The 24,698-nt window shown below is 73.1% G+C and carries 24 protein-coding genes; 4 read left to right on the top strand and 20 right to left on the bottom strand.

Annotation, left to right across the window (positions count from 1 at the left end; all coding sequences use genetic code 11):
* Nucleotides 1-111 precede the first annotated feature (111 nt).
* The 6 genes from AC3WRM_RS01685 to AC3WRM_RS01660 all read right to left on the bottom strand — a co-directional run bounded on the left by AC3WRM_RS01685 (nt 112) and on the right by AC3WRM_RS01660 (nt 9,022).
* Complete coding sequence (locus AC3WRM_RS01685) at nt 112-1,737, bottom strand: peptide ABC transporter substrate-binding protein (RefSeq protein WP_492246669.1); 1,626 nt, start codon at nt 1,735-1,737, stop codon at nt 112-114.
* Nucleotides 1,738-1,945: 208 nt separating this feature from the next.
* Complete coding sequence (locus AC3WRM_RS01680) at nt 1,946-2,893, bottom strand: electron transfer flavoprotein subunit alpha/FixB family protein (RefSeq protein WP_492246670.1); 948 nt, start codon at nt 2,891-2,893, stop codon at nt 1,946-1,948.
* A 14-nt stretch (nt 2,894-2,907) separates the two neighbouring features.
* Nucleotides 2,908-3,690: an electron transfer flavoprotein subunit beta/FixA family protein gene (locus AC3WRM_RS01675; RefSeq protein WP_492246671.1), complete on the bottom strand. Its 783-nt coding sequence runs from the start codon at nt 3,688-3,690 to the stop codon at nt 2,908-2,910.
* Between the two features lie 193 nt (nt 3,691-3,883).
* Complete coding sequence (locus AC3WRM_RS01670; protein ID WP_492246672.1) at nt 3,884-5,104, bottom strand: hypothetical protein; 1,221 nt, start codon at nt 5,102-5,104, stop codon at nt 3,884-3,886.
* A gap of 151 nt (nt 5,105-5,255) precedes the next feature.
* On the bottom strand, nt 5,256-8,099 hold the full coding sequence (locus AC3WRM_RS01665; protein ID WP_492246673.1) for a coiled-coil domain-containing protein: 2,844 nt from the start codon (nt 8,097-8,099) through the stop codon (nt 5,256-5,258).
* A gap of 143 nt (nt 8,100-8,242) precedes the next feature.
* Nucleotides 8,243-9,022 (bottom strand): enoyl-CoA hydratase/isomerase family protein, encoded by a 780-nt coding sequence (locus tag AC3WRM_RS01660; RefSeq protein ID WP_492246674.1) that lies wholly within the window; start codon nt 9,020-9,022, stop codon nt 8,243-8,245.
* A gap of 134 nt (nt 9,023-9,156) precedes the next feature.
* Between AC3WRM_RS01660 and AC3WRM_RS01655 the strand changes: the two genes are divergently transcribed.
* Together AC3WRM_RS01655 and AC3WRM_RS01650 are read left to right on the top strand one after the other, a co-directional pair.
* Complete coding sequence (locus AC3WRM_RS01655; protein WP_492246675.1) at nt 9,157-10,845, top strand: maltotransferase domain-containing protein; 1,689 nt, start codon at nt 9,157-9,159, stop codon at nt 10,843-10,845.
* A 64-nt stretch (nt 10,846-10,909) separates the two neighbouring features.
* Entirely contained in the window at nt 10,910-11,788 is an 879-nt protein-coding gene (locus AC3WRM_RS01650; protein ID WP_492246676.1) for an NUDIX domain-containing protein, read from the top strand.
* 4 nt (nt 11,789-11,792) lie between these two features.
* Here the strand turns inward: AC3WRM_RS01650 and AC3WRM_RS01645 are convergent, their stop codons facing one another.
* The 14 genes from AC3WRM_RS01645 to AC3WRM_RS01580 form a co-directional block, all read right to left on the bottom strand.
* Nucleotides 11,793-12,755 (bottom strand): DUF8094 domain-containing protein, encoded by a 963-nt coding sequence (locus tag AC3WRM_RS01645; protein WP_492246677.1) that lies wholly within the window; start codon nt 12,753-12,755, stop codon nt 11,793-11,795.
* Nucleotides 12,752-13,732, bottom strand: a complete 981-nt coding sequence (locus AC3WRM_RS01640) for a hypothetical protein (RefSeq protein ID WP_492246678.1) — start codon at nt 13,730-13,732, stop codon at nt 12,752-12,754. The genes AC3WRM_RS01645 and AC3WRM_RS01640 overlap by 4 nt, the downstream gene beginning before the upstream one ends.
* A 72-nt stretch (nt 13,733-13,804) precedes the next feature.
* Nucleotides 13,805-14,707, bottom strand: a complete 903-nt coding sequence (locus AC3WRM_RS01635) for a co-chaperone YbbN (RefSeq protein WP_492246679.1) — start codon at nt 14,705-14,707, stop codon at nt 13,805-13,807.
* 58 nt (nt 14,708-14,765) lie between these two features.
* Nucleotides 14,766-15,335, bottom strand: a complete 570-nt coding sequence (locus AC3WRM_RS01630; protein ID WP_492246680.1) for a PH domain-containing protein — start codon at nt 15,333-15,335, stop codon at nt 14,766-14,768.
* A 5-nt stretch (nt 15,336-15,340) separates the two neighbouring features.
* Nucleotides 15,341-15,499 (bottom strand): hypothetical protein, encoded by a 159-nt coding sequence (locus tag AC3WRM_RS01625; RefSeq protein WP_169795969.1) that lies wholly within the window; start codon nt 15,497-15,499, stop codon nt 15,341-15,343.
* An 89-nt stretch (nt 15,500-15,588) separates the two neighbouring features.
* On the bottom strand, nt 15,589-16,557 hold the full coding sequence (gene meaB / locus AC3WRM_RS01620) for a methylmalonyl Co-A mutase-associated GTPase MeaB (protein WP_492246681.1): 969 nt from the start codon (nt 16,555-16,557) through the stop codon (nt 15,589-15,591).
* Between the two features lie 29 nt (nt 16,558-16,586).
* On the bottom strand, nt 16,587-17,777 hold the full coding sequence (locus AC3WRM_RS01615) for an acetyl-CoA C-acetyltransferase (protein ID WP_492246682.1): 1,191 nt from the start codon (nt 17,775-17,777) through the stop codon (nt 16,587-16,589).
* An 87-nt stretch (nt 17,778-17,864) separates the two neighbouring features.
* A complete protein-coding gene (locus tag AC3WRM_RS01610; RefSeq protein ID WP_492246683.1) occupies nt 17,865-18,170 on the bottom strand; it encodes a hypothetical protein in 306 nt (101 codons plus the stop codon).
* Nucleotides 18,167-19,561, bottom strand: coding sequence for a GumC domain-containing protein (locus tag AC3WRM_RS01605; RefSeq protein WP_492246684.1), 1,395 nt, complete (start codon nt 19,559-19,561; stop codon nt 18,167-18,169). The genes AC3WRM_RS01610 and AC3WRM_RS01605 overlap by 4 nt, the downstream gene beginning before the upstream one ends.
* Nucleotides 19,558-20,265, bottom strand: a complete 708-nt coding sequence (locus AC3WRM_RS01600) for an ATP-binding cassette domain-containing protein (protein WP_492246685.1) — start codon at nt 20,263-20,265, stop codon at nt 19,558-19,560. Before AC3WRM_RS01600 ends, AC3WRM_RS01605 begins: the two co-directional genes overlap by 4 nt.
* The gene (locus AC3WRM_RS01595; RefSeq protein WP_492246686.1) at nt 20,252-21,148 is read right to left on the bottom strand and encodes a PqqD family protein; all 897 of its coding nucleotides are present in this window, start codon (nt 21,146-21,148) and stop codon (nt 20,252-20,254) included. The genes AC3WRM_RS01600 and AC3WRM_RS01595 overlap by 14 nt, the downstream gene beginning before the upstream one ends.
* Before the next feature lie 109 nt (nt 21,149-21,257).
* Entirely contained in the window at nt 21,258-21,479 is a 222-nt protein-coding gene (locus tag AC3WRM_RS01590) for a hypothetical protein (protein WP_492246687.1), read from the bottom strand.
* A gap of 69 nt (nt 21,480-21,548) precedes the next feature.
* Complete coding sequence (locus tag AC3WRM_RS01585; RefSeq protein ID WP_492246688.1) at nt 21,549-21,863, bottom strand: LysR family transcriptional regulator; 315 nt, start codon at nt 21,861-21,863, stop codon at nt 21,549-21,551.
* Nucleotides 21,864-22,022: 159 nt separating this feature from the next.
* A complete protein-coding gene (locus tag AC3WRM_RS01580) occupies nt 22,023-22,424 on the bottom strand; it encodes a LysR family transcriptional regulator (protein WP_492246689.1) in 402 nt (133 codons plus the stop codon).
* Nucleotides 22,425-22,515: 91 nt separating this feature from the next.
* Between AC3WRM_RS01580 and mce the strand changes: the two genes are divergently transcribed.
* Together mce and ccrA are read left to right on the top strand one after the other, a co-directional pair.
* The gene (gene mce / locus AC3WRM_RS01575) at nt 22,516-22,965 is read left to right on the top strand and encodes a methylmalonyl-CoA epimerase (protein WP_492246690.1); all 450 of its coding nucleotides are present in this window, start codon (nt 22,516-22,518) and stop codon (nt 22,963-22,965) included.
* Nucleotides 22,966-23,133: 168 nt separating this feature from the next.
* A complete protein-coding gene (ccrA, locus tag AC3WRM_RS01570; protein ID WP_492246691.1) occupies nt 23,134-24,474 on the top strand; it encodes a crotonyl-CoA carboxylase/reductase in 1,341 nt (446 codons plus the stop codon).
* Nucleotides 24,475-24,698 lie beyond the last annotated feature (224 nt).

The raw sequence follows: 24,698 nt of genomic DNA, 5'->3' as shown, positions 1-24,698 counted from the left end.
CGACCCGCCCCGACGATACGCCGGGGGCGGAGGCACCACCGAAGGACCCGGACGCACCTGTGGGGCAACACCTGAGGTGTTGCCCCACGGGTGGTCGTGCGGGCGCCGGAGCTACTTCTTGGTGATGAGGTGCAGCTCGGGCTGGTTCTGCCAGTTGAACTCGACGTTCTCGACGTTCTTCGAGGCGGCGGCGGCCACGTTCGAGTACCACAGCGGGATGGCCGGCAGGTCCTTGAACAGAACCTCCTGGGCCTCCGACTGCAGCTCGTAGCGCTTGTCCTCGTCGGGCTCGCCGGCGATCTTCGTCATCAGGTCGTCGAACTCCTTGGAGGAGTAGTCGCCGTCGTTGGAGCCGGCACCGGTCTGGTAGAGCGGGGCCAGGTAGTTGAAGATCGACGGGTAGTCGGGCTGCCAACCGGTGCGGAAGGCGGTCTTGATGCTGCGGTTGGTGACGTCGGCGCGCAGCTCGTCGAACGTGGCGTAGGCCTGGCCCTTGGCGTCGATGCCGAGGTTGTTCTTGAGCTGGTTGGCGATCGCGTCGACCCACTCCTTGTTGCCGGCGCCGTCGCCGTTGTAGGCGATGACGAACGAACCCTTGAAGGGGGCGATGTCGTCAGCCTGGGCCCAGAGCTTCTTGGCCTCGTCGGCGTCGAAGGTCAGCACGTCGCTGCCCGGGATGTCCTTGTCGAAGCCGGGCATGACCGGCGCGGAGAAGTCCACGGCCGGCGTGCGGGTGTCGTCGAAGATGTTCTTGGTGATCTCGGGGCGGTTGATCGCCTTGGAGATCGCCTGACGACGCAGACGGCCCTCGTCGTTGGTGCCGAAGCCGGGCAGGCGCTCGGGGATGGTGACCGAGCCGAAGACCGAGCCGGGCTCGGAGATGGCCTGGACCGAGCTGTCCGACTGGAAGGTCGAGAGCGCGCTCGGCGGCACGGCGTCGAGGACGTCGAGGTCACCGGTCTGGACGGCGGTGTATGCGGTGTCCGGGTTGGTGAAGAACTTCAGCGTGACGCCGCCGTTCTTGGGCTTGCGGACGCCGTCGTACTCCTCGTTCGGGACGAGCTTGATCTGGACGTCGTGCTCCCAGGCACCCTTGCCGTCCATCTTGTACGGGCCGTTGCCGATCGGGTCCTCGCCGTAGGCCTTGATGTCCTCGAACGCGGACTCGGGCAGCGGGTAGAACGCCGAGTAGCCCAGACGCGCCGGGAAGTCGGCCTCAGGCTGGTTGAGCTCGATCGTGAAGGTCTTGTCGTCGACGACCTTGAGGCCCTCGAGCGTCTTGGCCGTCGGCTTCTCGGCCTGGACGGCGTCGAAGCCCTTGATCGGGTAGAAGAAGTAGCTGGCGAGCTGCTTGTTGGTGCTGAGCGCGCCGTAGTTCCACGCGTCGACGAACGACTTCGCGGTGACCGGCGTGCCGTCGGAGAACTTCCAGTCCTTCAGCTTCACGGTCCAGGTGACGTTGTCGTCGGACTCGATCGACTCCGCGACCTCGTTCACGCTCGAGCCGTCCTTCTGGTACGAGACCAGACCGGCGAAGAGCAGGTCGATGGCACGACCGCCACCGGTCTCGTTCGTCGACGTGGGGACGAGCGGGTTCTGGGGCTCGGTGCTGAAGTTGGTGATCACCGAGTCGCTGGACCCGGAGTCGTCACCGCCTCCGCCGCAGGCCGCCAGGACGAGGCTGCCCGCGGCGAGCAGGGCTACGCCCGCGACGCGAGTACGTCGGGAGAGACGCATGGATTCCTCCTGTGAAGATGGGTGCACGCAGTCGCGTGCGCCCCTATTGCTATCACCGGCGGACGGGCCTTCGACAGGGCCCGGAGGGGACTTCACCAACTTGCAACCTGATCAGGATGGGCCATCATGTGTGGCCCCGACGGGCCATGGACGCACGAAGGGCCCCGGACCGAGCGGTCCGGGGCCCTCGTGGTGAGGCGGGTGCTGATCAGCCCTTGCGCGCCTTCGCGGCCTCGGTGGCCTGCGGCAGGACCGTCTTGAGGTCGCCCACGACACCGAAGTCGACGAGCTCGAAGATCGGCGCCTCCTCGTCCTTGTTCACGGCGACGATGGTCTTCGAGGTCTGCATGCCGGCCCGGTGCTGGATGGCACCGGAGATGCCGTTGGCGACGTACAGCTGCGGCGAGACCGTCTTGCCGGTCTGGCCGACCTGGAAGCTGTGCGGGTACCAGCCCGAGTCGACCGCGGCGCGCGAGGCGCCGACGGCGGCACCGAGGGTGTCGGCGAAGGCCTCGACCTCGGAGAAGTCGCCGCCGGTGCCACGACCGCCGGAGACCACGATCGCGGCCTCGGTCAGCTCGGGGCGGCCCGACGCGGCCTTCTCCTTGGTGGAGACGATCTTGGCGCCCTTGGCGGCGTCGGAGACGTCGACCGAGACGGCCTCGACCGTGCCGGCGCCGGAGGCGGCCTCGGGGGCCACGGAGTTCGGCTTCACGGCGATGACCGGGATGCCCTTCGTGACCTGGGCGTCGACGGTGAAGTTCCCGGCGAACACCGACTGCGTCGTGGTGACGGTGTCGCCGTCGACCGAGACGTCGACGGCGTCGGTGATCAGGCCCGACTCGGTCTTGAGCGCCACGCGGGCGGCGATCTCCTTGCCCTCGGTGGTGGAGGGGACGAGCACCGCTGCGGCGGAGGCGTCGGTGACGATCTTGGTGAGCGCCTCGGCCTTGGGGCCGACGAGGTACTCGCCGTAGACGGCGTCGTCGAGCTGGTAGATCTTCTCGGCGCCGTGCTCGGCCAGCGAGGCCGGGACGTCTGCGCCGAAGACGACGGCCGACGGCTCGCCGATCTTGCGGGCGATCGTGAGGAGCTCGAGGCTGGGCTTGGTGGCGTTGCCGTCGACGACGTCGACGAGCACGATGACTTCGGACATCTCTCTACTCCTGCTCAGACGAACTTCTTGGAGGCGAGGAACTCGACGAGCTTCGTGCCGCCGTCGCCCTCGTCGGTGATGATCTCGCCAGCCGTGCGCGGGGGCCGCGGCTCGGTGCTGACGACCTTGGTCCAGGCGGCGTCGAGGCCGACCTCGGACGCGTCGACACCGAGGTCGGACAGGTCCCACTCCTCGACCGGCTTCTTCTTCGCGGCCATGATGCCCTTGAAGGACGGGTAGCGGGCCTCGCCGGTCTGGTCGGTGACGCTCACGACGAGCTTGCCCGAGCCCTGGACCTCCTGCGTGGCGACGTCGCCGTCGCGCTTGATCGTCACGCTGTCGCCGTCGACGGTGATCTCGCCGCCGAGGGTGACCGCGGGCAGGCCGAGACGCTCGGCGACCAGCGTCGGGACGACGCCCATGCCGCCGTCGGTGGAGGCCATGCCGAAGAACACGAAGTCGTACTCGAGCTTCTCGAGGGCCTTCGCGAGCACCAGCGAGGTGGCGAACGCGTCGGAGCCGGCGATGGCGTCGTCGTTGACGTGGACGCCCTTGTCGGCGCCCATCTGCAGGGCCTTGCGGACGGCGTCGGCGGCGTCGTCGGGGCCGACGGTCAGGACGGTGACCTCACCGTCGCCCTCCTCGACGACCTTGAGCGCCTGCTCGACGGCGTACTCGTCGAGCTCGGAGAGCAGTCCGTCGACGTTCTCACGGTCGACGGTGTTGTCGGACGAGTCGAAGGTGCGGTCGGCCGTGGCATCCGGCACGTACTTCACCGCGACGACGATGTTGGTCACGAGGACCCTCCTGTGGTCGGGGACGCGGCGTTCTACGCCGCGCTGTCGGGGACGTCCACCTTCCCACGTGGTGCTCCACGAGGTGAGGGCAGCCTTGCACCAAAGGTTACCGGCGAGTTACATACCGGGGCCAGGCGCGTCACCCATGGTATAGGTCACACCTCCCGCGCACCTGCCGTCGCAGGCGTCGCGGTCAGGACCGGGCGGGCCGGTGCAGCAGCGACGGGGCGAGGACGCCGATGGCCAGGTAGACCACCGATCCCCCGCCGTACGCCACGAACGACTCCTTGGCGGCGGCGTTCTCGCCACTGAAGGAGACCAGTCCGCGCAGGGGTTGCGTGAGCGGGTCGGCGACCGTCGCGACCGACTGGAGCACACCGGTGGACGGGTCGAAGCCGAACGCCACGAGCAGGGCCGCGAGCGCGAGCGTGACCGATGCGACCAGCCCGAGGACGCCCAGCACGACGCCGACCAGACCGATCCCCCGGCGGACCGCGGACGGACCCTCCTGCGGGACCGACGGCGGCTCCGGGACGTCGTCCGCGGCAGCGTCGTCGCGGCGCGCGACGGCGGCGGCGGCCACCTTCGCCCGGCGACGCTCGACCCGGTCCGCGCGGCGCCCTCGGGACGATCCGTCGGTCGGTGCCGCGTCGACGGGCACGCCGTCCGTGGCGGTGTCTGTGGTGGCGTCCGTGACCGGGCCGAGGGCCTCCGCACGGTGGTCCGTCGCGGACGACTCCGGGGCGTCAGGTGCTGCGGCGACCGCAGGCACCACCTGGGTCTCGACCGCGTCGGCCGGCTCCCCCGCGGGCGTCCGAGCCTCCGGGACGTCGGCGGCTCCGACCGCCTCCAGCAGCGCGGTGTCCTCCTCCGACGGCGCGGGTGCCGTGGCCGCGGTGCGCGTCACGGGACCGGAGGTGTCGGCGTCCTCGGCCGGCTCCTCGGCGGAGGGCTCGGCACGGTGGCTGCCGGGCGGGGTGGCCAGTGCCGCCCTCGCCGCTGCCTTGCTCTCCGCGCGACGCCGCGCCTTCGCCTGGGCCTCCTCCTCGGCGAGCCGTCTGGTCTCGGCGCGCTCCTGCTCGCGCTCCTCGGCGTCGGCCGCCGACTGCTCGGCCTCGAGCTGCTTGACCTCCTCGGCCCACACGCGCTCGCGCTCCCGCTCGGCGGCAGCCTCCTGGCGGGCGCGCGCACGCTCCTCGCGGGCACGCTGCTTCTCCGCCTTCGCCTCGGCACGCCGCTGTGCACGCTCGCGCCTCGCCGCGTCGCGACGGGCCGCCTTGGCTCCGCGCGACCCGGGCGCGGGCTCGGCCTCGGGTCGGCGCTCGGGGGTGTCGAGCGCAGCCTCGGCCCGCGCCAGGGGGTCCGGACGGGGGCCGCCGTGGGTCGCCGCGATCCAGGCGAGCGAGCCGGGCACGAGGTCCTCGTACGCGCGGCTGGCGCCGGGCGTGTCCGCCGGTGCGGCGGCGCCCGACGTCGCTGGTACGTCGGACGTCGCGTCGTGCTCGTCGTCCGCCTGCGCGGACGGCGCGTCGAGGCCGGCGACGATGGCGCCGGCCGTCAGGTACTCAGGATCGCCGGATGACCCTTTTTTTGGTCGGGGGGACGGCTGCCCCGGGTCCGTCGCTCACCCCCGCCGAGGCGTCGGGACCGGCCTGGCTCGACGACTCGTCGGCCGTCGGCCTCTCCTCGACGAACTCCCCCACCGCTGGTGGCTCGAGCTCCGCGAAGCTCGGCACCTGCTTGGCCGACTGGTTCGCCGCGACGATGTGCGCCTGGGCGACGCGCTCGGCCTCCGCCTCGGCGGCCGCCACCCACTGCATCGCGGTGGCCTCGGCCTCGGCCAGCTTCTCCTCGGCTGCGGATCGTGCCGCGGCGACGGCCTGCGTGAGCCGCTCCTGCGCGTCCAGCTTGGCGCGCTGCACGACCCGGTCGGCCTCGGCGCGCGCCTCCTCGATACGGCGCTGGGCGTCCTGCTCGGCCCGTTCGCCCACGGCTCGCGCCTCGGTCTCGGCCTGGGCGAGGCGGGCCGCGGCCTGCTGCTCGGCCTCGGCCAGCTTCCGCTCTGCGTCGACCCGGGCCTGCTCGGCCTCCTCGGCCTGACGACGGGCGGCCTCCTCGCGTGCCGCGGCTGCGGCCCGGGCCGCGTCGGCAGCCTCGGCCGCCACGCGCTCGGCCTCGGCCTGCGCCGTCCGCACCCGCTCCTCGGCGACCCGCTCGGCCTCGGCCAGCTTCGCCGAGGCCTGGTTGCGCTCGTCCTCGGCCTGCCGCGCCAGCTCGGCCGCCTCCGCGGTGACCCGCTCGACGTGCGCCCGCGCCTCGTCACGCTCGCGCGCCAGCTCGGCCGCGGCCTGCTCGTGCCGCTCGGCGGCCTCCGAGGCCAGCCGCTCCGCCTCCGCCTTGGCGGCGGCGAGCTGCTCGTCGGCGGAGCGCTCCGCGTCGGAGAGCCGCACGGCGATCGCGACCCGCTCCGCCGCGACCTCCTGGGCGTACTTCTCGGCCTCGGCCTTGGCGACCGCGACGTGCTCGGCGGACGTCCGCTCGGCGTCGGCGACGACCTTCTCGGCCTCGAGGCGCACCTGCTCCAGCTTGGCCTCCGCCTCGGCGCGCTCCTTCTCGAGCTGCTGCAGGGCTGCCTCGCGGTCCTGGCGCGCGGCCTCGGCGAGCTTCTGGGCCTCGGCACGCGCCTCGCTGATCCGGCGCTCCGCGTCCTGCTCGGCAGCGGCGAGACGCCGCTGCGCCGCGTCCTCGGCGTCGCGCTCGCCCTGGGCCAGACGCTCCGCAGCGGTCCGTGCTGCCTCCTCCTCGGCCTCGGCGATACGGCGCTCGGCCTCCGCCTTGGCCTCGTCGAGACGCTCCTGGGCGGCACGCTCGGCCTCCGCACGGGCTGCCTCGACACGAGCGTCAGCCTCCTGCTGGAGCTGCTCGATCTTGGCGGCGGCGGCCTGCCGCTCGCGCTCGATCTCGACCGTGACCCGCTCGGCCTCGGCACGCGCGGCGCGCACCCGCTCCTCCGCAGCCTGCTCGGCGGCTCGCAGGCGACCCTGCAGCACCTCCCGCTGCTCGGCCTCGTCGGCGCGGATGCGGGCGGCGACCTCGGCGCGCTCGCGTGCGGCCTCCTCCATGAGACGGGCGGCCTCGGCGCGGGCGGCGCTGACGCGCTGCTGCGCGGCGGCGCTGGCCGCGGCGAGCTTCTCGGCGAACGTGCTGGGGGCCGGTGCGGCCTGATCGTCCTGCGCGGGCTGCTCGGACGTCACGGTGGTCTCCTCGGCCTGGCCGGCCTCGTCGTCCGACGGGACCGTGGCGGTCGGCGTCGGCTCCTGCTCGGACGGCTCGTCCTGGGCCGGGCTCGGCTCGGCGTCGGCCTGCTCGGCCTCCGCACGCTCCGCCTCCGCCGCGGCCGCACGCTCAGCCTCCGCCTGCTCAGCGGCTGCACGCTCAGCCTCCGCCTGCTCGGCAGCGGCACGCTCGGCCTCCGCCTGCTCGGCAGCCGCACGCTCAGCCTCCGCCTGCTCCGCAGCCGCACGCTCAGCCTCCGCCTGCTCAGCGGCTGCACGCTCAGCCTCCGCCTGCTCGGCAGCGGCACGCTCAGCCTCCGCCTGCTCCGCAGCCGCACGCTCGACCTCGGCCTGCTCCGCAGCCGCACGCTCGACCTCGGCCTGCTCCGCGGCCACACGCTCAGCCTCGGCCTGCTCCGCAGCGGCCTGCTCCGCGGCCGCACGCTCGACCTCGGCCTGCTCCGCAGCGGCTGCATCAGCGTCCGACGCGGCGTCGGACTCGGGCTCGGCGAGGGAGGCGGCCGTCGGGGGCGCCCACCGTCGCGTACCCGAGGAGGACGTGTCGGCGCTGGTCTGGGACGGCTCGTCGTCGGAGTCCTCGACCGCGGGGAGCGTCTGCGTCGTCTCGGACAACGCGGCGTCGATGTGCTCGTCGTCGGTCGAGGGCGCGTCGGGCGACGGCGTCGTCTCGACCGCCGGCTGCTCGGCGGTGGCCGAGGGATCCGCAGCGGGGGCGGTCGGCTCGGACGTGGCCGCCTCGGGCGCGGGCCGCTCCTGCGGCGCGACCGGCTGCGGCTCGGGCTCGCTCGCCTGCGCGGCGGCACGCTCCTGCGCCTCGATGGCCTCCTCGGCCGCCTTGAGCGCGGGCTCCGGCTCGTCACCCTCGCGACGCCCGCGGCGTGAGGCGTTGAAGGCGCGGGCGGCGTTGCGCTCGGCACGTCGCTTCTCGGCCGCCATCTGGCGCGCGGCACGCTGGGCCGCTCGCTTGGCCCGTCGGTCGTCGGGCGCACCGCGGCGCGCGTCGTCCGCGGCAGCCTCGCTCTCACCGCCAGACTGCTCCAGCATGTCGGCAGCCACCTTCAACGGATCGGCGCGTCGACGCTCCTGCGGCTGGTTCGAACCTGAGTCGGTCATGACTACCCTTCTCGCGAGCACGGCGGCACGTCGCAGCACAGTATGCCCCATGCGTCCCTGGTGCCACAGGTGTTCCGTGGCGATGTCGAGGCGTGAGACCCAGAACCCGTAGTGGCGCCTCTCCCACGTCGGTAGGACACCGGTCAGGACCCGCTGAACGTGGCCTTGCCGGGGCCGTTCTCGACGAAGGAGTCCATGCCGGCACGACGGTCGTCCGTTGCGAACAGGCCCGTGAACTCGATCCGCTCGATCTCCAGGCCCGTCTGCAGATCCGTCTCCAGCCCGCGGTCGACCGCACTCTTCGCGGCCCGCAGCGCGAGCGCAGGTCCCCCGACGAAGCCGCGCGCCCAGGCGACGGCCGCGTCGAGCACCTCGTCGGCGGGCAGCACGCGGTCGACGAGACCGATCCGCAGCGCCTCCTGCGCGTCGACGAAGCGCCCCGTGAAGATGAGGTCCTTCGCGACCGAGGGACCCACGAGCCGCGCGAGCCGCTGGGTGCCACCGGCGCCGGGGATGATGCCGAGGAGGATCTCCGGCTGTCCGAGCTTGGCGTTCTCCGCCGCGAACCGCAGGTCGGTGGACAGGGCGAGCTCGCAGCCCCCGCCGAGGGCGAAGCCGGTGACCACGGAGACCGTCGGCTTGCCGATGGCCGCGACCGCGCGCGTGAACTCCTGCAGCAGGTGGCCGTGCCGCGCCATCTCCTGGTACGACATCGCGGCCATCTCCTTGACGTCGGCGCCCGCGGCGAACACCTTCGGACCGCCGTGCAGCACGACCGCCGCGACGTCGTCGCGCATGTCCACCTCCCGCGCCACCTCGACCAGCTCGCGCTGGACCTGCGCGTCGAGCGCGTTCATGGGCGGGCGGATGAGCTGGACGAGGGCGACCCCGTCGGTCACCTCGAGCTGGACGAGCTGCGTCACGCTGGTTCCTTCCGTCGGGCCGGCGTCGTGACACCGACCACAGGGCCGTGGCCGCGAGCATAGGAGGAGCGCCACCTGGTCCGACGCGCGGGTGAACAGGGTGCGGACCGGCCCCGAGCCACTAGCGTGTCCCCATGGTCGCTCGGGTCCCGGTGCTGGAAGTCCGTCCGTGCCTCGACCGTGGGCGCTTCCCGGCCAAGGTGGTCCCCGGCGAACCGTTGACCGTCGAGGCACTCGTCCTGCCCGACACGGTGGAGGTCGGCGCCGCGGTCGTGCTGACCGGCCCCGACGGCGAACGCCGTGACCCCGTGCCGATGCAGCACCTCGGCGACCACGTCTGGTCGGCCACCGTGTCGGCCGACGAGGTGGGCGCGTGGACCTACCACGTGGAGAGCTGGCAGGAGCCCCTGCGCACCTGGGCGGCACGGGTCGTGACCGACATCGACCACGGGGCCGACCCGGAGACCGTGCTCGCCCAGGGCAGTGCGCTCGTCCTCGCGCTCGGAGGCGAGGATCCGGCAGCTCTCGACGTCGGCGACGACCTCCTCGACACCACGACGCCGGCCCACGAGCGGCTCGCCGTCGGCCTGGCCTACGTGGCATCCCTGCCCGACCACCTCGGCCGCGCCGACGTCGGCTCGACGGACCCGCTCCCTCTGCGTGTGGATCCCGAGCGCGCCCTCGTCGGCGCCTGGTACCGCCTGGCCCCGTCCACCCCCGACGACACGCTCTCCGACGCCGCCGCGCGCCTGGACCACGTCGCCGCCCTGGGCTTCGACGTCGTCCGCCTCCCGCCGCTGCACCCCACGCGCGGCCGACCGTGGGACGCCGCCCCCGTCGTCGGTGACCACCTCGACGTCGACCCTCGCCTCGGCACCGTCGCCGACCTCGACGCGCTCGTGCAGCGCGCCCACCAGGTCGGGCTCGAGGTGGCGCTGGAGCTCACCTGGACGGTGGCTCCCGGCCACCCGTGGCTCGAGCGGCACGCGGGGTGGTTCGTGCCGACCGGTGAGGAGACCTGGCGTCTCGATCCCGACGCCGAGCCCGCCGGGGTGCTCGGGCTGGCGCTGGAGACGCTGGTCGGGTGGGCCGATCGCGGCATCGGGGCCTTCGTGGTCCGGGACGCGCAGCAGTGGCCGCTCGGGCTGTGGGAGCAGGTGCTGCGCGAGCTGGCCGTCGCGGCGCCCGACGTCCTCCTCCTGTCCGAGGGCTCGGCCAGCCCCGCGCAGGCGCACGCCCTGGCGCTGGTCGGGTTCCACCAGACGACGCCCGCGCTGCACGACGCCCTCGGCGTCGCCGACGTGGAGGACGTCCTCGCGGGTGTCGGACGCGGGTCGGTCACGCGGACGCACCTCGTCGCCGCCCCCGGCGGTGGGCGCGCCTCGACCCTGGACGACGGTGGCGCCGCCACGCGCTGCGCGTGGGCCGCGGTCGCCGCGCTGGGCAGTCCGGCGTGGGAGACCGGCAGCATGCTGGAGGCGATCGACGGACCGAGCTCGGAGCCGGAGCCCGACGTGGCCACGTTCCTCGGCCGCCTCAACGAGCTGCGCCGCGCCCACCCCGCGCTGCGCCGCCGACGCGGTCTCGTGCTGCACCGCGTCCACCACGCGGGCGTGCTCGCGTTCAGCCGGGGCGACGGCGACGACACCCTGCTCGTCGTCGTCGACCTGTTCCCCGCCTTCGCCAAGTCCGTCGGCGTGCCGGGCGCCCTCGGCGCCCCGGGAGAACGCCTGCAGGACGAGCTCGACGGCACCTGGCACACGCTCGACACGCTCACGCTCGACCCAGAGCACCCCGTGCGGGTGCTGACGGCGCGACGCTGAACGCACCGGCGTCCACGCGCCGGACCCCGCTGCGTGCCGTCGGTCGGCCGCGTACGGTGACGACGTGACCGCCATCCTGCGTGACGACGACCTCCACCTCGAGCCGACGAGCGGCGCGGACGGCCTCAGCGGCTGGTCCGTCGTCGTCGACGGTGAGCGCCGCGGCACCATTGCGCTGCTCGACGAGGGACGCGGCACCGGGTCCGTGCGCTGGAACACCGGCACCGGCGAGCAGTCGCTCGGCCTGGCCGTGCGCGCCCTGCGCCTCGTGCTCGCGCACGCGTTCGACGACCTCGCGCTGCAGAGGATCGAGGCGCGCGTGCCGGTGGACCGCACCGGTGACGTCCGCGCGGCGTCGATCAGCGGTCTACGTCGCGAGGGGATCGCGCGGGGCGCCGGCGACTCCCCCGACCGCGCCCTGCTCGCACGACTGCGCGACGACCCCCCGGCCGACAGCCGCGACGGGTTCATCGCGCTGCTGAACGCCGGTCTGCCGACGAAGCGGGTCATCTCGCAGGGGGTGCTGCGCGACGGCGAGGGCAGGGTGCTGCTCTGCCAGCTCACCTACAAGCAGGAGTGGGACCTGCCCGGAGGTGTCGTGGAGGTCGGCGAGTCGCCGTCGGAGGGGCTCGTGCGCGAGCTGGAGGAGGAGCTCGGCCTCACGTTGACCCTGCACGGCCTTCTGACCGTGAACTGGCTCCCGGCGTGGCGCGGGTGGGACGACGCGTGCGTCTTCGTCTTCGACCTGGGCGTGGCCGACGCGTCGATCGTCGACGGCATGGCGCTGCAGCCGACGGAGATCGCCGGGGTGCACTGGTGCGACGCCGACACCGTCCGCGACCGGGCGACCGCGGCCGCGACCGAGCTGCTCGACGCCCTCGCCGCGGGCGAGGTCCCGCCCTACCGCGAGGCGCCGCTCGCCCCCGACCCGCCGGTCGTCTGAGTCGTCAGGGACCCTCGGCCTCCACCACGCCGCCGTACTGCCCGATGACGCGCGGTCGCCCGGAGCCGCCGGGGATCTCGACCAGCACCTGGTGCAGGTAGCGCAGACGACCGGACGAGGAGACCCCCGACTCCAGCAGCGCCTTCTGCGGGGAGTCGTCCGGCCAGGTCACCTGGATGCCGTCGCGGACGCGGTAGGAGTCGACCCGTTCGAGGGTGGCGAAGACCAGCGCTCCCCCGTCGGCCGTCCTGAGCGCGTGGGTGACCTTCTCGGACTTCCACGTCTGGCTGAACCGGACGCCGTCGAGCGCGGCGTTGCGGCGCGCGGCGGTGCGCATCTGCGCCCGGAAGTCGTCGCTCTCGATCGTCCGCGCCTGCGACGCCGAGGGGTCCTCGAGCGCGGCGGCGTAGCGGTCGGCGGCCTCCTGCGGCGACATGCTCATGCCGGTCGCGCTGCGCGGGTCGACGGTGAGCGCGGCACCGTCGCGCTCCCGCAGCTCGGGCAGACGCGTGCTCAGCACCGTCTCGGGGCTCGCCACGAGGAACCAGGGGTCGACGGCCGACCCACGCTCGAAGACCTGCACGCGGTTGACCTTCGCGGCAGGGTCGCGGACCTCGACGACGAACCAGAGCGGGTAGGCGGTGAACCGGGGCACCGCGAGCCGCTCGACCTGGTCCGACGTGCCGTCGGACCCCACTCCGCGCGAGAGCCGCTGCGCGACGTCGAACGACCCGGTGTCGATCGCGAGCACCGCGCCGCTCTCGACGGTGGACAGCGGCTTGGGGTCCAGCAGCTTCGCGGCGGCCTCCCGCACCTGGTCGTAGCGGCTCAGCACCCGTTCGACCCCGGCCCGGTCGATCGGGACCGTCGAGGCAGGACGGTCGTCGCGCGGGCGGGGCACGGTGCAGGAGGTCAGGACCAGCACGCAGGCCAGCAGCACCACGACCGGGGCGGACCGCCGGCTCATCGGTCACGCTCCTCGTCGTCGACGACCTCGTAGTCGGCGAGCTCGTCCTCGGAGACCTCGTGCTCCACCCCGTCCTCGTCGACGAACACGTAGACGACCGGCGGGGGTGGTACGACGCGGGCGGCGGGCTCGTCGGTCGCAGCAGGCTCGGTCGCAGCAGGCCCGGTCGCAGCAGGCTCGGCCGCACCCGGGTCGAGGGCGGTGCTGTCGGGTCCTTCGGCGGCGAGCCGCTCCTGCAGCCGGGCTGCCTCCTCGGCCGTGATCTCGTGCTCGACCCCGTGCTCGTCGACGAACACGTAGACCTCCTCCTCCACGACCTCGACCTCCTCCTCCGGCTCGCTGCCGCGCTCGCGCCGCGGACGTCGCGGACCACCGGTGAACGCCACCGACCCGCGTCGCAGGAGCACCCCGGACCACGCGAGCCCCAGGCCCCCGAGCAGCGCGCCGAGACCGAGACCGAAGCCGCCCCTCACGCCGTAGGCGAAGGTGACCCGCAGGCCGGAGAGGTCCGAGGCGCCCACCGCGAGGATCGCGAGCGACACCGGCGTGTCGGGCAGGGTCGTGCTGATCGACGCACCCCCGAGTCCCGCGGAGTCGGCGATCCACCAGTCGAGTGCCGTGGGCGCGCCGGGCAGCGCCGGTCGACCGCGACGCTCCGCCGTGCGCACCGTCCAGGGGGCACGGAACGACGTGACCTCGAGCCGTCGCGTGCCGGCCAGGTAGTCCTGCACGTCGACCGTGTTGCCGAGGCCCACGAACACCGGCTTGTTGACGGGGACCTCGACCAGGACGTCGACCTGCAGCCCGCGGTAGGTGATGACGTCGGGCGCGGTGACCACGGCGACGCCGTCGGTCCGGACCGCGTGCGGTCCCGTCGTGAATCGGCTGTCTGGACCGAGGACGACCATGACGGCGGCACCGGCGAGCGCGAGCAGGAGACCGGCGACGACGAGCGGCCAGGCCAGACGTCGCGCCATCACCCCTCCTCGCCGTGGCTGCTCCCACGGCTGCCGTCGCCGCACCCTAACGCGCAGGCGAGGCCGCCGCCGTCAGAAGAGCGCCGACGCGAGGGCGCGTCGCGCGTCGGCGACACGGGGGTCGCTGGTGCCCACCACCGTGAACAGCTCCAGGAGCCGCTCACGGATCCGGTCGCGGTCGTCGCCGTGCGCGGTGCGGACCAGTCCGACGAGCCGCGCGAAGGCGTCCTCGACGTGTCCGCCGCTCACGTCGAGGTCGGCAACGAGGAGCTGCGCGTCGACGTCGTCCGGGGCGTCCGCGGCGGCCTTGCGGGCCTGCTGCAGGTCGGCGTCCTTCGTGCGGGCGAACAGCTTGACGCCGGCGAGGCGCTCGGCGACCTCGGCGTCGCCGGGGTGCTGCAGCGCGAGCCGCTCGTACTCCGCCACGGCCGTGTCGGTGTCACCGGCCGCGAACGCCGCGTCGGCCGCGGCGAACCGGGGGTCCTCCGCAGGCTCCTCGGCCTCGGCCGGCTCGACCCCGGCCGGGGTCGCGCGACCGGTCAGTCCGTTCTGCACCGCCAGCGCCACCAGCTGCTCGAGGTACTGGCGCACCTCGGTCTCCTCGGCGAGGCCCTGGAACAGCGGCACCGGCTGGCCCTTCACGAGACCGACGACGACGGGGACGCCCTGCGCCTGGAGCGCCTGGGCGATTGCCGGGTTGGCGTCGATGTCGACCGCCGCGAGGAGGACCCGTCCCTCGAGCGTGTCGACGACCCGCGCGAGGAGGTCGACGAAGTCGCGGCTCTGCGGTGCGCGGGGAGACCACAGGGCGAGCACGACGACGTGCTGCATGGACGCCTCGAGCGCGACGGTCTGGAAGGTCTGCTCCGACACGTCGACCGTGTAGCCGCCGCCGGGGCCCGACGGAGCGCCCGCCGGGGCGGACGGCTTGGCCAGGGCGGAGAGGTCGATGGCACCGGGACGCGAGAAGCTCATGGGCCCATCCTAGGAACCCACCCCCGGAGTCGGGTCGGCTGTCCGCGCGCCCCGTTCGTCAGCGACCGTCGGGCAGCGGCCGCGGGCCGTCCGGTCGCGGTCCGCGCAACCCGGCTCGCTGCACGACCCGCTGGATCGTCAGGTCGCGCTCGTCGGGGTCGCCGATGTAGCGGATGTCGCGCAGTCCCTGCGCCTGCGCGGCGGACTCGAACACGAAGTGCCCGTAGCCCAGCAGGCGACCCACGAACGGCTTCTCGACCGTGATGTCGAGGATGCGGGTGATCGGCATCGTCGCGATGCGCACCGAGAAGACGCCCGACGCGCGGAAGACGCGCATGTTCGTGATGACGAAGACGTCGCGGTGCTCCCGCGCGACGCAGTAGAGCGCGTACCCGAGGCCGCCGGCAGCCAGCAGCAGGAACAACCAGCCGAGCTGGATCGGACCGACGAACGCGAGCACGCCGACGAGCAGCGCGGCCAGCGCCACGGCCGCGGGGCGCAGGTACACGACACCGTGCTTGCGCACGAGGTCGATGACGTGCTCACCCTCCTCAGCGAGGAGGTGGCCCTCGACGTCCTGGTCCGGGATCCGCGCCAGCAGGGCGGCCAGCGCGGAGCTGCCCAGCACGGGGACTACCGGGTGAGCTCGTCGACGAAGATGAAGACCTGCCCGAAGGCGTCGATGACCGCGTTGACCGCTCCGCTGACCGCGTCGGCAGCACCAGCGGGCGCGGTCAGCAGGTAGTAGACCACGAACGCGGCGACGAGGAGCACGAGGACCTTCTTCAGCACGGCACCATTCCTACCCCAGGCCGGCCCCGTGTCCCGGCAGGCGCGCCCGGCGTGGCCCGTCCCACGTCAGCGGGTCCCGGGCGTCGGTCTCACTGGACCACGTCGAGCAGCACGTCCGCCGCGGCGAACGGATCCTGCTCGCCGGCCAGCACCTCGGCGGCGAGGTCGTCCAGCCGGGCGTCGGCGCCGACGTGCCCGAACCGCTCCCGCAGCTCGTGGACGGCGACCGCCTCGATCTCCCGTCGCGTCCGGGCGAGCCTGCGTCGGCGCAGCTCGCCGCTGGCGTCCTGGTGCGCCCGGTGACGGTCGATCTCCGTCACCACGTCGTCGATGCCCTCGCCGCGCGAGGCAACGGTGAGGACGATCGGCGGCTTCCAGGCACCCTCCGGCCGCTCGGCCATGGCGACCATGGAACGCAGCTCCCGCCGGGTGGACTGTGCACCGTCGCGATCGGCCTTGTTGACGACGAAGACGTCGCCCACCTCCAGGATGCCGGCCTTCGCGGCCTGGATGCCGTCGCCCATGCCCGGCGCCAGCAGGACGAGCGTCGTGTCGGCGAGCCCGGCCACCTCCACCTCCGACTGCCCGACGCCGACCGTCTCGACGAGCACGACGTCGCAGCCCGCCGCGTCGAGCACCCTCAGGGCGTGCGGAGCGGCCCAGGACAGTCCGCCGAGGTGTCCGCGGCTGGCCATCGAGCGGATGTAGACCCCGTCGTCCGTGGCGTGGTCGCCCATGCGGATGCGGTCGCCGAGCAGCGCGCCGCCGGTGAACGGCGACGTCGGGTCCACCGCCAGCACGCCCACCCGCTTGCCCCGTGCGCGCAGCGCGGTGACCAGGGCGGCGGTCGACGTCGACTTTCCGACGCCGGGCGACCCCGTGAGGCCCACGACGTGCGCCCGACCGACGAGCGGCGCGAGCGCCGCGCTGACCTCGCGGAGCACGGGTGACTCGTCCTCCACGAGGGAGATGAGACGGGCGACCGCCCGGGGCTGCCCCTCCCGCAGTCGCGCGACGAGGTCGGCGACGTCGGGTGCGCGCAGGCGCGAGGCAGCCACGGGCGGTCGGTGTGGACGGTGGTCGGCCGTCAGGCGGACGGCACCGTGATGAGCAGGGCGTCACCCTGGCCGCCGCCACCGCACAGCGCGGCTGCGCCGAGACCACCACCGCGACGCTTGAGCTCCAGCGCCAGGTGCAGCACGATGCGTGCGCCGCTCATCCCGATCGGGTGCCCGAGCGAGATCGCGCCGCCGTTGACGTTCACGATGTCCTCGGAGATGCCGAGCTTGCGCGTCGAGGCGATGCCCACCGCGGCGAACGCCTCGTTCAGCTCGACCAGGTCGAGGTCGGCAGCGGTCTTGCCCTGCTTGGCGAGCGCCTTCTCGATCGCGTTCGCGGGCTGCTCCTGCAGCGTGGAGTCGGGGCCGGACACGTTGCCGTGCGCGCCGATCTCGGCGATCCAGCTCAGGCCGAGCTCCTCGGCCTTCGCCTTGCTCATGACCACGACGGCGGCGGCGCCGTCGGAGATCTGGCTGGCCGTGCCGGCAGTGATGGTGCCGTCCTTGGAGAACGCCGGACGCAGCCGTCCGAGCGACTCGGCCGTGGTGTCGCCGCGGACGCCCTCGTCGGCGGAGACGACGACCGGGTCGCCCTTGCGCTGCGGGATCTCGACGGGGACGATCTCCTCGTCGAAGACGCCGTTCTTCTGGGCGGTCGCGGCGAGCTGGTGGGACCGGGCCCCAAAGGCGTCCTGCTCCTCACGCGTGAACGTGTCGACGTCGGCGTTGCGCTGCTCGGTGAGCGCACCCATCGCCTGGTCGGTGAGCGCGTCCCACAGGCCGTCGTACTCCATGTGGTCGAGCAAGGTGGTCTTGCCGTACTTGGTGCCCTCGCGCGAGCCCTGGAGCAGGTGCGGCGCCTGCGTCATCGACTCCTGGCCACCGGCGACGACGACGTCGTACTCGCCGGCGCGGATCAGCTGGTCGGCCAGCGCGATCGCGTTGATGCCGGAGAGACAGACCTTGTTGATGGTCAGGGCGGGGACGTCGAGCGGGATGCCGCCCTTGAACGCGGCCTGGCGGGCGGGCACCTGACCAGCGCCGGCCCCGAGGACCTGGCCCATGATCACGTAGTCGACCTGGTCGCCGGTGATCCCGGCCTTCTCGAGGGCGCCCTTGATGGCGATGCCACCGAGGTCGGTGCCGGACAGCGTCTTGAGGCCGCCGAGGAGGCGACCGATCGGCGTGCGGGCGCCGGCGACGATCACGGACTGGGTCATGGGGTTGCTCCCTTGCATGGACACAGGTGGTGGGGTGCCGGTCACTCTACTCGCGAGTCACATGCTCGGGAGCAGGTGTGGGTCACCTCACGGAGCGCCTGAGAAGCGCCGTGCCAGCAGTGCACCCACTGCCGCGCCAGCCCCTGGCAGGAGCAGCAGCGACGCCGCTCCCGGACGGACGCCGAGCGAGGCGCTGCTCGCCCCGTCGGAAGCGCTGCGTGTCAGGACGACCATCTCCACGTTCCCGACGCCTGCCGCGACACGGCCGTCGCGGTCGCCGAGGGCGCGGGTGGCCTGCACCGCGAGTACCGCGAGCAGGAGGCAGGCCAGCAGCATCCCCAGCGCGACACCGCGTCTCACCGGTCGCCAGGGTCGTGGTCCGAGCACGCTCATCCGGTCTCTCCTTCTGACGTCGGAGGGGGGTCGACGTCCCCCCGACGAGTGCGGGCGAGCAGGCCGTCCTCGGCTCGCACGCCGACGAGGACGGCCGCCACGGTCACGGCGGACAGCAGGGTGACGAGCGCAGCGGGGTCCGCGCCGCCACCGAGCACGAGGGCGACCGTGGCCAGCGCGCCGACGGCGCCCAGCTCAGCCACGGGGTCGCCGGCGGGCGCGCCCAGCACGGCACCGACTGCGAGACCGACCCCCGTCGCTGCGACACAGAGGACCAGCGGCACGAGCACCATCCCGACACCGGAGGGCGAGGACAGCGCCAGTCCCACGAGGATCAGCGGGGCCGTGCAGACGAGAACACCGCCCAGCGCGAGCCCGACATGCCGCCACGACGTGACGAGCCAGCGCACGTCGAGCGGGAGCACACCGTCGAGTCCGCGCAACGCCACCCCCGCCACCGCGCACACGAGAGCCGCCACCACGACACCGCCGGTGGACGGACCGACCTCGGGACGCCACTGAGGCGCCACGCCCAGCACGGCCAGCAGGCTCGTCCCCATGAGCAGATGCACCTGCGTGGGCCTGGCACGCAGGACCCGGGTGACCTGCAGCACCAGCAGCGGGACACGCCGGAACCGTCTCCGCCCCCAGACGCCCCGCAGACCGGGATCCGGTCGCACCGCCCCGAGCAGCAGACCAGCCAGCACCGTCCAGAGCAGCAGGTCGAGCCCGAGATCGACGGCTGCACGGCCGCCCGTCATCACGTCGAGCACCCGCGGCCACACGGCCAACGCCGGGGCGAGCGGATGCAGCAGGCCGTGGCCGACGGCCCCGACGGTCGCCAGGGTCCAGCCGGTCCACACGAGCGCCGCGAGCGGAGCCGCCACGACCGCGGGCACGCCGAGGCGCGCGGCCGCGGCAGTCGCGCCGCTGGCGACCACAGAGCACAGGAGGCCCGTCGCGACTCCTGCGACGACGCAGACCGCGACCATCAGCGACGCCTCGAGGTAGCCCGTGCCGACCTCGCTGAGGAGGAGCAGGAGCGCGGGAGTGCAGACGAGCACCAACAGCCCGAGCGCGAGCAGACCCGGCAGCCGCTGCAGACGGGCGGCCGCACGACGACCGACCGGCAGGGTCAGCAGCGGGCCGTGGACCCCGCGGGGAGCGGTCTGGTCAAGCACCACGATCGCCAGGCCGACCGCGAGCACGAGCGACGGCGGCACGAGCACGGCACCCGTGGACACCTCGTCACGCCACCGGGAGCGCGCGAAGACCGCCCCGGACGCCGCGACCGCGCCCACCAGCCCGGCCAGGGCCAGCGCGATCCTCGGCGATGCGCCGCGCAGGAGGACGTGGCGCCCGTGCACGCGCGCGAGCAGGACCCCCGTCACCCGACGTGCTCCTGGTACGCCGACGCCAGCGCCCGATGCCGACCTCGCACCTCGTCGACAGTGCCGGTGGCCACGACGCGACCGCCGTGCAGCAGGACCACCCGGTCGGCCCGGCGCTCGACCCAGGCGAGGTCGTGAGTGCTGACGACGACCGCCGCTCCGTCGGCCCGGGCGTCGTCGAGCATCCGGTCGGCGGTTCCTGCCGCCAATGGATCGAGGCCATTGCTCAGCTCGTCCACGAGGAGCAGACGGGGACGGTGCATCAGCGCGGCGACGAGCTGTGTCTTGCGGCGCATCCCGTGGCTGAACGCGGCGAAGGGCGTGCTGCCGGGCGCGTGTCCGAGGCGGTACGCCAGGTCGGCCGCGTGGCGAAGCGTCTGCGCGGCCCGGTCGGTGTCGCGCACTCTTGCCAGCAGGGCGTAGTACTCGTCGGCCGTCAGCTCGGGGTAGACGGTCGCCTCCTCGTCGGGCACGTAGCCGACCCGGGCGAGATGGCGGCGCGCACCGAGGTCGACGACGTCGTCGTCGAGCACGACCGCTCCGCCGGTGACCTCCACCTGACCGAGGAGCGCCGAGAGGACCGTGGTCTTGCCCGAGCCGTTGACGCCCACGAGGGCCAGCAGCTCACCGTCGGCCACCTCGCAGTCCACCGGGCCGACCTCGAAGGACCCACGTCGGGTCCGCACGCCCTCAAGTCGCAGCACGTCGGACCTCCGTCCTGCGCACCGCCCGCGCGAGCATCGCGCCGTCGGCCGCCCATGGCCCGAGGTGCACCAGGTGGCTCAGCCCGACCGCGCAGGCGACGACCGCGAACTCGAGGCCCAGCACCGGGAGCAGGCCGAGCGGAGCGACGGCGAGCCCGCCCGCGAGGCCCGCGATCGGACCGGCCACAGCCACGGCCGCGGACCGGGCGCGACCCTCGGGCTCGAGGTCGCGCGGGCGCAGCAGCGCCATCCGCCACCCCCGCACGACGACCACCGCTCGATCGCGACGCCAGCCGAGCGCCAGGAGGTGCCCGATCTCGTGGAACGCCATGGTCGCCCAGAGGCAGACCACGAGTGCCGCGACGAGGACGGACGACTCGACCAGGACGTCAGTGCCGAGGTCGGGTCGTACGCCCCGCAGAGCCAGCACGAGACCGCCGGCGCCGACCAGGAGCACGACGGTCGGCCACAGCAGGATGCGTGTCGTGGCTCGCGCGACCCCGCGGACGGTGGCGGGCAGGCGGTAGGCGCGGAAGAGGTCGCCCCCCGTGACGAATGCCGCTGCAGTACCGGCGACCCCCGACCGCGACCACACCAAGCGGCGCGGACGCCGCACGGCCAGCAACGCCTGGTCGTCGAGAGTGCGGAGCAGGTCGAGGACGTCCTCACGCGCCCGGTCGGTGGGGATGCCGTAGCGGTCGGCGAGCCGCACCGACACCTCCTCGACCGTCCACCCACCCTCCGCCAGCGCCCCGACCACCTCAGCCGCGGAGTCGTTGACCGCGTGCCGGGCCCCCAGTGTGGTGTCGACCAGGTCCTGGGCCCTCTCGTCCCAGCGGACCTCGGACGGCAGACCGACCACGTCCTGCACGTCGAGCCTCATCGGCCGCTCCTCCCTGCGGGGTGGATGGTGCGGGCAGTGCGGACGGCCCCAAGGAGCCGCCCCGCACCCGCGACACGGATGTCCCGGGTGCCCTCGGTGACGGACCGCATCACTTGCGGCAGACCGCCTTGATGTTCACGACGTAGTGCGCCTTGCACGACTTGACGCCACCGTTCCCCTTGCAGACGTACTTGCACCAGAGCGCGGCACCGCCGAAGTACGCGACGATGCCGATCGGGACGACGAACCAGGCCTGGTTCTCTTCATGGCCCGCCGAGGGCACGACGTCGATGACGGGACTGCGGTAGTCCTCGAGCACGAGGGTGGACATGATGTCTCCTTTCACGAGGGCGGCTTCGGTGCCGCCAGCGTGAGCATGACGGCGTGCCGCGCGACGACGTCACCCGTCTTCGGCATTGGTGGGGAAGGTCTTGACGCAGGACGACCGGTCGCCTACGTCGTCGCCGAGCCGCTCCAGCTCGCGAGCCGCGGCGAGCATGAGCCGGGCCACCGGCGCCGCACGACGACCGGCGTCGGTCAGCACGATGCGCGCCCCCTCACGCCGCACGAGTCGGACACCGCAGCCCTTCTCGAGGGCCTGCACCTGAGCACTCACCGCCGGCGTGGAGAAGCGCAGCACCCGGGCCGCGTCGGTGAAGGAGCCGATCTGCTCGACCGCGACGAAGGCGCGCAGCATCCGCAGGTCGAGATGCACGGCGACTCCCCCTCCCCTGGCTCCGCGGCGGCCGTCGCGGCCCGATCCGTGCGCGCCGGCACGGAGCAGGGCGGGACCCGACGGTCGGGCGGCCTGCTCGACCGCGCAGCACCGAGCCAAGAGCAGCGGACCCTCGCAGGACAACGAGATTCACGATCTCTAGGACTGCTCTTGAGAAGTCCCTCGCTTCTTGGTAGAGGCCGCGGACCTGCCGCTCCCGTCGACGTCGGGACGTGCTGCACCCGGGACGTCGCCGCGTGGCCGTCGCCCCTGCGGTCGCGGCCCGGCCGGCCCCGACTGCACCGACGCCTCCAGCCGCTGGAGCTCCTGCGCGGCGACCAGGATGAGGCGGGCGATCGGCACGGCCCGCCGCCCTGCGGCCGTGAGTCGCGTGCCGGAGCCCGTGCGCTCGACCAGGCGCGTGCCGCACTCCTTCTCCAGGGCCCGCAGATGGGCACTGACGGCGGCCGGTGAGAACGCCAGCGCCTGCGCCGCACCTCCGATGGACCCCTGCGCCTCGACCATCACCAGCGCCCGCAGCATGCGCATCTCGACGTGCATCCGACCTCCGCCCTCCGTGGACTATCGACACTACGTTCGATCTCGGACGACCGTCCCGCGCCCGGCTGCACGCTCCTCTACGCTGCCTCCCATGACCTCCTCCTCCGTCGTCCCCGACCACCTGCTCGTCGCGATCGACCACGTCGGCATCGCCGTCCCCGACCTCGACGAGGCGCTCGCCTTCTACTCCTCGGTCTTCGGGCTGGAGTCGGTGCACGAGGAGGTGAACGAGGAGCAGGGCGTCCGCGAGGCGATGCTGGCGGTCGGCGACTCGGGCTCGTGCATCCAGCTGCTGGCGCCGCTGGACGACAGCTCGACGATCGCGAAGTTCCTCGACCGCAACGGCCAGGGCGTCCAGCAGCTCGCCTACCGCGTGACGGACATCGACGCGGTGTCGGCCGTCCTGCGCGACCGGGGCGTCCGGCTGCTGTACGACCAGCCGAAGCGCGGCACGTCCGACAGCCGCGTCAACTTCGTGCACCCGAAGGACGCCGGCGGCGTGCTCGTCGAGCTGGTCCAGCCGGCAGCCACCGGCCACTGACGTCCGCCACGGCAGCCCGCGCCGCCCCCGGCCGGGCCCCGGACCCCGCCCTGGACCCGGCGTGACCTGATCCACATGCGCGAGACGGGACGCAGAAGGCTACGTCTCGGTAACATCGCCGAAACCCGTGCCGGACCGAGCGCCGGAACACCCACCACTGGAGGCCCCGTGCAGCACATCCTCGACGCGATCCTCGCCGGAGACACGGCGGACGAGGACTTCGCCCACCTGGAGATCCCCGACCACTACACCGCCGCCACCGTCCACAAGGACGAGGTGGACATGTTCGAGGGCGTCGCCAGCCGCGACAAGGACCCCCGCAAGTCGATCCACGTCGAGGACGTGGCGCTCCCCGAGCTGGGCCCGGGCGAGGCGCTCGTCGCCGTCATGGCCAGCGCCATCAACTACAACACCGTCTGGACGTCGATCTTCGAGCCGGTCTCGACCTTCGGCTTCCTCGAGCGCTACGGCAAGCTCTCGCCGCTCACCAAGCGCCACGACCTGCCGTACCACGTGGTCGGCTCGGACCTCGCCGGCGTCGTGCTGCGCACGGGTCCCGGCGTCACGCAGTGGAAGCCAGGCGCCGAGGTCGTGGCGCACTGCCTGTCGGTCGAGCTCGAGGACCCGGCCGGCCACGACGACACGATGATGGACCCCCAGCAGCGCATCTGGGGCTTCGAGACCAACTTCGGCGGTCTCGCCCACATCGCCCTCGTGAAGTCCAACCAGCTCCTCCCCAAGCCCGACCACCTCACGTGGGAGGAGGCCGCGTCCCCCGGCCTCGTCAACGCGACGGCCTACCGCCAGCTCGTGTCCAAGAACGGCGGCAACATGAAGCAGGGCGACAACGTCCTGATCTGGGGCGCCTCCGGCGGACTCGGCGGCTTCGCCACGCAGTACGCGCTCAACGGCGGCGCCAACCCGATCTGCGTCGTCTCGAACGAGGAGAAGGCGAAGATCGTGCGCAGCATGGGCGCCGAGCACGTCATCAACCGTTCCGAGGAGAACTGGAAGTTCTGGAACGAGGACGGCACCCGGCAGAACCCCAAGGAGTGGCAGCGCCTGGGCAAGAAGATCCGTGAGCTGACCGGCGGCGAGGACATCGACATCGTCTTCGAGCACCCCGGCCGCGAGACCTTCGGCGCCTCGGTCTACGTCACCCGCAAGGGCGGCACGATCACCACCTGCGCGTCGACCACGGGCTTCATGCACGAGTACGACAACCGCTACCTCTGGATGAACCTCAAGCGGATCGTGTCGAGCCACTTCGCCAACTACCGCGAGGCGTTCGAGGCCAACCGCCTCATCGCGCAGGGCAAGATCCACCCGACCGTGTCGAAGACGTACAAGCTCGAGGACGTGGGCCAGGCGTCCCTCGACGTGCACCACAACCTCCACCAGGGCAAGGTCGGCGTGCTCGCGCTGGCACCCGAGGAGGGCCTGGGCGTGCGCAACGAGGAGTTCCGCGCCCAGCACCTCGACGCGATCAACCGGTTCCGCGGCATCTGATCCGCGATCGCACGCACCCCACCGAGGTCCCGGACGCGCCGCGTTCGGGACCTCGGTGCGTCCGGGGCGCCGTCGCCCCCGCACGGACGTCCGGCCCGCGCCCGCGTCGCCGCTACGTCGTCGGTCCGCCTGGGTATGGTGGACGACGTCGCGCACCGCAGCCGGCGCAGCGGCGCCCGCGGCGCCCACGACACCGCCGTCCCAGCACGACCTCCAGCACACCC

This window comes from Aeromicrobium sp. EU05-FHT14F07 (assembly GCF_058790455.1).
This window is presented reverse-complemented; position numbering and strand designations above follow the sequence as displayed.

Coding starts and splice junctions, on each gene's coding strand:
- AC3WRM_RS01645 (WP_492246677.1), bottom strand. CDS start 12,755: ATGAGCCGGCGGTCCGCCCCGGTCGTGGTGCTGCTGGCCTGCGTGCTG.
- AC3WRM_RS01665 (WP_492246673.1), bottom strand. CDS start 8,099: ATGACCGACTCAGGTTCGAACCAGCCGCAGGAGCGTCGACGCGCCGAT.
- AC3WRM_RS01615 (WP_492246682.1), bottom strand. CDS start 17,777: ATGACCCAGTCCGTGATCGTCGCCGGCGCCCGCACGCCGATCGGTCGC.
- AC3WRM_RS01580 (WP_492246689.1), bottom strand. CDS start 22,424: ATGCACGTCGAGATGCGCATGCTGCGGGCGCTGGTGATGGTCGAGGCG.
- AC3WRM_RS01655 (WP_492246675.1), top strand. CDS start 9,157: ATGGTCGCTCGGGTCCCGGTGCTGGAAGTCCGTCCGTGCCTCGACCGT.
- AC3WRM_RS01595 (WP_492246686.1), bottom strand. CDS start 21,148: ATGAGGCTCGACGTGCAGGACGTGGTCGGTCTGCCGTCCGAGGTCCGC.
- mce (WP_492246690.1), top strand. CDS start 22,516: ATGACCTCCTCCTCCGTCGTCCCCGACCACCTGCTCGTCGCGATCGAC.
- AC3WRM_RS01635 (WP_492246679.1), bottom strand. CDS start 14,707: ATGAGCTTCTCGCGTCCCGGTGCCATCGACCTCTCCGCCCTGGCCAAG.
- AC3WRM_RS01640 (WP_492246678.1), bottom strand. CDS start 13,732: ATGGCGCGACGTCTGGCCTGGCCGCTCGTCGTCGCCGGTCTCCTGCTC.
- AC3WRM_RS01680 (WP_492246670.1), bottom strand. CDS start 2,893: ATGTCCGAAGTCATCGTGCTCGTCGACGTCGTCGACGGCAACGCCACC.
- AC3WRM_RS01610 (WP_492246683.1), bottom strand. CDS start 18,170: ATGAGCGTGCTCGGACCACGACCCTGGCGACCGGTGAGACGCGGTGTC.
- AC3WRM_RS01685 (WP_492246669.1), bottom strand. CDS start 1,737: ATGCGTCTCTCCCGACGTACTCGCGTCGCGGGCGTAGCCCTGCTCGCC.
- AC3WRM_RS01590 (WP_492246687.1), bottom strand. CDS start 21,479: ATGTCCACCCTCGTGCTCGAGGACTACCGCAGTCCCGTCATCGACGTC.